The 6000-nt window shown below is 64.0% G+C and carries 6 protein-coding genes; 4 read left to right on the top strand and 2 right to left on the bottom strand.

Annotated features, from left to right (window positions below; all coding sequences use genetic code 11):
* The first annotated feature begins 216 nt into the window (after positions 1-216).
* The 4 genes from E5X34_RS09190 to E5X34_RS09175 all read left to right on the top strand — a co-directional run bounded on the left by E5X34_RS09190 (position 217) and on the right by E5X34_RS09175 (position 3376).
* The gene (locus E5X34_RS09190; protein WP_292563266.1) at positions 217-351 is read left to right on the top strand and encodes a hypothetical protein; all 135 of its coding nucleotides are present in this window, start codon (positions 217-219) and stop codon (positions 349-351) included.
* 66 nt (positions 352-417) lie between these two features.
* Positions 418-621: a hypothetical protein gene (locus tag E5X34_RS09185; RefSeq protein WP_127306839.1), complete on the top strand. Its 204-nt coding sequence runs from the start codon at positions 418-420 to the stop codon at positions 619-621.
* Positions 622-785: 164 nt separating this feature from the next.
* Positions 786-2246, top strand: coding sequence for an AMP nucleosidase (locus E5X34_RS09180; RefSeq protein WP_245474395.1), 1461 nt, complete (start codon positions 786-788; stop codon positions 2244-2246).
* Between the two features lie 119 nt (positions 2247-2365).
* Positions 2366-3376, top strand: coding sequence for an endonuclease/exonuclease/phosphatase family protein (locus E5X34_RS09175; protein WP_292563299.1), 1011 nt, complete (start codon positions 2366-2368; stop codon positions 3374-3376).
* 30 nt (positions 3377-3406) lie between these two features.
* On the opposite strand, the gene E5X34_RS09170 is transcribed toward E5X34_RS09175, so the two are convergent.
* On the bottom strand, positions 3407-4006 hold the full coding sequence (locus E5X34_RS09170; RefSeq protein ID WP_292563263.1) for a DUF922 domain-containing protein: 600 nt from the start codon (positions 4004-4006) through the stop codon (positions 3407-3409).
* A 109-nt stretch (positions 4007-4115) separates the two neighbouring features.
* Positions 4116-5819, bottom strand: a complete 1704-nt coding sequence (locus E5X34_RS09165) for an electron transfer flavoprotein-ubiquinone oxidoreductase (RefSeq protein ID WP_292563260.1) — start codon at positions 5817-5819, stop codon at positions 4116-4118.
* Positions 5820-6000 lie beyond the last annotated feature (181 nt).

Raw genomic sequence — 6000 nt, 5'->3', positions numbered from 1 at the left:
TTTACGCATGTCTTTATCCCGAAACCGGTTCCCAATTTCGGGAGACATGCTTTAAGCGGCCCCTTTTTCTTTTGCGGCGGCGGCGCTCCGCCGAACGGTCTTGTCGCCGGCGGCGGCTTGAGACCTCGTCAATCATTTTGAACCGCAGATGAATACCGGTCTCAGAACCGGTTCAGAGGCATTGCGGCATTCTCTCCCGCATTGAAGGAGAGAGAAATGCTTGCCCGCCGCTTCACCATCGTCTGCCTGCTGATGAGCCTGTTCGGCATGCTCTTCGCGATCCTGGTGGCCGAAGGCGGCCACTCGGCCCGCTTATGGGAACGGCCAGCGGCTTCATTCTCGGCTCCGTGAACCAAGTGACGCGCTGAAACGACAAAGTTGAAAATCGACCACGTTGAAAATCGGGACACCACCAAAATGAACCGCATCGCCGCCACCACAACGAAGATCCTGAGGCTGCTGCCGCGGGCGACGCTCATCCTGATGCTGCTCGCCGCCCCGGTGCTGGCTGTGCCGATGATGCGCGCCGATACGGGCCACAGGATCGAGGCGCCGGCGAATAAGAACAGGAGCGTCGGCTTTGTGCTGCTGGTCAGCCTGCAGCGCGGACAGGCTTTATAGAGTGTCGAACGGTGCGACTGGCTCCAGCGCGCCTTAAACACATCCGAAGAAAATCAACGCTATCGGCTCTCGCGGTCCCACATCCCCCTCCCAAGCGCCATCCTGAATCTCTATATTGAGACATGGAAAAGCGAATCTACCCCCAAGCCATCGAATCGGTCGTCATGCCGGAGCCTTTCGGCGCGCAGAGCTTCCATGACGCCAAAAAGGCCGTCGCGGCGCTGCAGGCGCTCTATGACCGCAACACCAAATTCCTGCGCGATTCCTTCGCCGCTCTTGCCGCGGGCGCCGACGAGAGCAAGCGCTACCGGGCCTTCTATCCGCAGATCGGCGTCACCACGACCTCGTTCAGCCAGGTCGACTCCCGTCAGGCCTATGGGCATATGCCGACGCCCGGGCATTTCGCCACCACCATCACCCAGCCGCAGCTGTTCGAGAACTACCTCATCGAGCAGCTTCGCCTCATCATGCGCAACCACGGCGTGACAGTGACGGTGTCGGAATCGACGACGCCCATTCCGCTGCATTTCGCCTTCCTGGAAGGCAGCTATGTCGACGGCGCGGCCGCCGAGCGCATCAAGCGGCCGATCCGTGACCTGTTCGACGTGCCGGATCTCGACGGCACCGACGACCAGATCGCCAACGGCACTTTCGAGGTGGCGTTCGGTGAGCCAAGGCCGCTCGCGCCGTTCACTGCGCAGCGCATCGACTATTCGCTGCACCGCATGACGCATTACACGGCGACCAGCCCGCAGCACTTCCAGAACTTCGTGCTGTTCACCAACTACCAGTTCTATATCGACGAGTTCGTGGCACGGGCTCGCGAACTGATGGAGAGTGGTGGAGGCGGCTACAGTGAATTCGTCGAACCGGGCAATGTCGTAACCAAGGCGGGAGCCGGCGCGCCGAGCGAAGGCACGCCGCCGCAGCGGCTGCCGCAAATGCCGGCCTATCACCTGAAGAAGCCCGGCCATGGCGGCATCACCATGGTCAATATCGGCGTCGGCCCCTCCAACGCCAAGACGATCACCGACCATATCGCGGTGCTTCGGCCGCATGCCTGGGTCATGCTCGGCCATTGCGCGGGCCTGCGCAACACGCAGGCGCTTGGCGACTATGTGCTGGCGCATGCCTATGTGCGCGAGGACCACGTACTGGATGACGATTTGCCGGTCTGGGTGCCGATCCCGCCGCTGGCCGAGATCCAGGTGGCGCTGCAGGAAGCAGTCGCCGAAGTCACTGGACTTTCCGGCTACGACCTCAAGCGCATCATGCGCACCGGCACCGTCGCCACCATCGACAACCGCAACTGGGAACTGCGCGACCAGCGCGGACCGGTGCAGCGCCTGTCGCAGTCGCGCGCCATCGCGCTCGACATGGAATCGGCGACGATTGCCGCCAACGGCTTCCGCTTCCGGGTGCCCTACGGCACGCTGCTGTGCGTTTCCGACAAGCCGCTGCATGGCGAGTTGAAGCTGCCCGGCATGGCGACCGAGTTCTACAAGCGGCAGGTGGCGCAGCATCTCACCATCGGCATCAAGGCGATGGAGAAGCTTGCCGAAATGCCGATGGAGCGGCTGCATTCGCGCAAGCTCAGAAGTTTCTCGGAGACGGCGTTCCAGTAGGCGCGTGCCAGCTGCTGGCGAGGCAATCCGTCGTCTTGCTTGAGCCGCAATTTGGCCGATAAGCGATCAGAACGGATTGCCGGGGCAATAAGATGACTACGGGCGGTGCGCGCTTGAGCATGATGGCTCAGCTGACATTCCTGGCGATGACGGCATTTTCGGCCGCGCTGCTGGCCGGGTTCTTCGGCGCGCTGCATCCGGCCTTCGATTCCTTCTCGCATTTCCGCATGCATCTGAGCGTGCTGACGGCGCTGCTCGCGCTGCCGCTGCTTGCCGGTTCCTACCGGCTGCAGGCGGTCGCGGCGCTGGTCTTCGCCATTGTATGCCTCGCCACGACCACGAGCGCGCTGCCCAGGCTGTCGACCCAGCAGGCGGTCGCGAAGCCGGCCGACCGGATCGTCTACAGCCTGCTGCAGATGAACCTGCGCTTCAACAATCCGACGCCGAAGAAGGTGCTGTCGCTGATCGGCCGGACCAATCCGGACGTCATCACGCTCGACGAAGTGTCCGGCATGTGGGCAAAGGAGCTCGGCTATATTGCCGACGCCTATCCCTATCGCATCCTGTGCGACTATCCCAACGGCATATTCGGCGTGGCGCTCTTGTCACGCCGTCCGTTCGCCGCCGGCACCGCGCCGCGTTGCGAGCCGCGCGGCGCGATGGCAACCGCCGCGATCGATTTCAACGGCGTTCCGGTCGACGTCGCCGCGATCCATCTCAGCTGGCCATGGCCAATGGAGCAGTCCTGGCAGATCGGCGAGCTGGCGGAACCGCTGGCAGCGCTCGGCGAAACCGCCATCATGGCCGGCGACTGCAATGCCGTGCCGTGGAGCGCGGCGGTGCGGCGGGTGGCGCGGCTCAGCGGCATGACGCTGATGCCCTCGGCCGGCCCGACCTGGATCCACCGCACCCTGCCCGACGTCCTGCGCCGCTATGCAGGTTTGCCGATCGACCAGGTGTTCAGCAAGGGCGAGGTGACCATCCTCTCGTCGGCCCGGCTGGAGGATACAGGCTCCGACCATCTCCCGGTGCTGGTCGAATTCACGCTGCCGCCCGCAAGCGACCCGCCCGAGGACGCGCACAAGTCGGCGCTGGCGGCGAACGACGCGCCGGACAGACCGCGGGGTTGACGCTTCGTTTCTTAAGCGAACAGGCTGAGTTCAGTTCTTCCCCACCAGCGCGTTGACCAGCCGGTCGACATGGCCGCCGTCGCGGTGCTCGCGCGCGTCGAAGGCGTTCTGTTTCGCTTCATATTCCGCGTAGACGGCGTCGATCCGGCGCCTGGCCTCGCGATGGGTAGCGGTGCAGAACCAGTTGTCGGCAAGCTTCAGGCCGGCAATGGACTTATCGGTGGCGCGCATCATGGCCTCGGCGATGCGACCGTGGTGACGTTCGTGGGCGTGGACGCCGGCGAGGAAGCGCCGCCAGCGCCTCTCGAGCTCGGGTTTCGGCGGCGAAGCCAGGCGCGGAAAAGTGTAGGTGAGCTCCATCGTTCCGTCGGCGCCTCGCAACCGGCAGACCCCGTCGGTTCGAACCACATCGAGCTTCCAGTTCACCACATAACCGGTGTCGGCGATGGCGCGGGTCATGAAGCCGTGCTTGGGACCTTTGCGGTTCATCGCTTCAACCAGGGCAGCGCCCGTCGCGCCTACGATGTCATAGTTGCGCGTCGTGACCAGCACCTTGGTGCCGGCCAGGGCCTGCGGGGCGCCGCTGCACAGGCCGAGTATGATGAGGCATGTAAGAACCGGCAGGCGCATGGCCCATTTGCTCCCTATCCGCAGAGAAGGAACTATAAGCCGCTTGCAATTTCAAGCTTAAGGAGCCGGTCGGCCCGAACCGCAAACGGTTGTCGGTAGATTGAGCGGTTCACATGCCCTGATAGACCGGGCCTTCGCCACCTTGTGGCGGCACCCAGTTGATGTTCTGGTTCGGGTCCTTGATATCGCAAGTCTTGCAGTGGACGCAGTTCTGCGCGTTGATGACGAAGCGCACGTCCTTGGCCGACGGATCGGCGGCGGCGTTGCCGTCCTTGTCCACCCATTCATAGACGCCGGCCGGGCAATAGCGGGTCGAGGGACCGGCGAAGACGTCGTGCTCGGAACGCTGCTGCAGCGCCATGTCGCCGACGATCAGGTGCACCGGCTCGTTTTCCTCATGGTTGGTGTTCGACAGGAACACCGAGGAGAGCCGGTCGAAGGTCAAGACGCCGTCCGGCTTCGGATAGGCGATCTTCTGATGCCTGGAGGCCGGCTCGAGCGTCGCATAATCGGCCTTGCCGTGCTTCAGCGTCCCGAAGGGCGAGAAGCCGAACAGCGTGTTCAGCCACATATCGAGGCCGCCGATGCCGACGCCGACGATGGTGCCGAAGCGCGACCAGAGCGGCTTGACGTTGCGCACCTTCTTCAGATCCTTGCCGATGTCGCTGCCGCGCCAGGCCTCCTCATAGGACACAAGCTCGTCATTGGCGCGGCCGCCGGCGATGGCGTCGGCGACATGCTCGGCCGCCAGCATGCCGGACAGCACCGCATTGTGCGAACCCTTGATGCGCGGCACGTTGACGAAGCCGGCGGCGCAACCCATCAGCACGCCGCCCGGGAAAGACAGCTTCGGCACGGACTGCCAGCCGCCCTCGGTGATGGCGCGCGCGCCATAGCCGATGCGCTTGGCGCCTTCGAATGTGCCGGCGATCGCCGGATGCGTCTTGAAGCGCTGGAACTCCTCGAAGGGCGAGAGATAGGGGTTCTTGTAGTTCAGGTGGACGACGAAGCCGACCGCCACCTGATTGTCCTCGAGATGGTAGAGGAAGGAGCCGCCGCCAGTCTTCATGTCGAGCGGCCAGCCGAAGGAATGCTGCACGAGACCCGGCTTGTGGTTCTCCGGCTTGACCTGCCATAGTTCCTTGAGGCCGATGCCGAACTTGCCCGGCTCGCGGCCGTCGGCAAGCTGGTATTTGGCGATGAGCTGCTTGGCCAAGGAGCCCCGCGCGCCCTCGCCGATCAGTACATATTTGCCCATCAGCGCCATGCCTGGCGCGTAGGCCGGGCCATGCGTGCCGTCCTTCTCGACGCCCATGTCGCCGGTGATGACGCCGGTGACGGCGCCGGCGTCGTTATAGACGAGGCTTGCCGCGGCGAAGCCCGGATAGATCTCGACGCCCAGCGCCTCGGCCTTCGTCGCCAGCCAGCGGCAGACATTGCCCAGCGAGACGATGTAGTTGCCGTGATTGTTCATCAGCGGCGGCATCAGGAAATTGGGCAGGCGGAAGGAGCCGGCGGGGCCGAGCACCAGGAAATGGTCCGCCGTCACCGGCGTCTTGAACGGATGATCGCTTTCCTCGCGCCAGCCGGGCAGCAGCCGGTCGATGCCGATCGGATCGACGACCGCGCCGGACAGGATGTGCGCGCCGACCTCGCCGCCCTTCTCCAGAACGACGACGGAGAGCTCAGGGTTGAGCTGCTTCAGGCGGATCGCCGCGGCAAGGCCGGCGGGACCGGCGCCGACGATCACCACGTCGAATTCCATGCTTTCGCGTTCGATATCGCTCATCGACCCCTCTATAGCTTGCCGCATTCTCGCATTGTGCTGGCTCACGCGCTGCATAGCGCATCAATTCGCGACGCGAAACCGGCGCTGACGTGACAACGCCGATTTCGACAAAAAGTCGCGGTTTTCCTACGAAACGGCAGCAACACAGGCCATGGCCAAGCATAGGCCAGACCCGGCATGTTGGCAGGCCAGGCGGCGCCGGCAT

The organism is Mesorhizobium sp. (assembly GCF_004963255.1).
Classification (GTDB): Bacteria; Pseudomonadota; Alphaproteobacteria; order Rhizobiales; family Rhizobiaceae; genus Mesorhizobium.
Note: the sequence above shows the minus strand (reverse complement) of the source record. Positions and strands in the feature narration are given on the sequence as shown.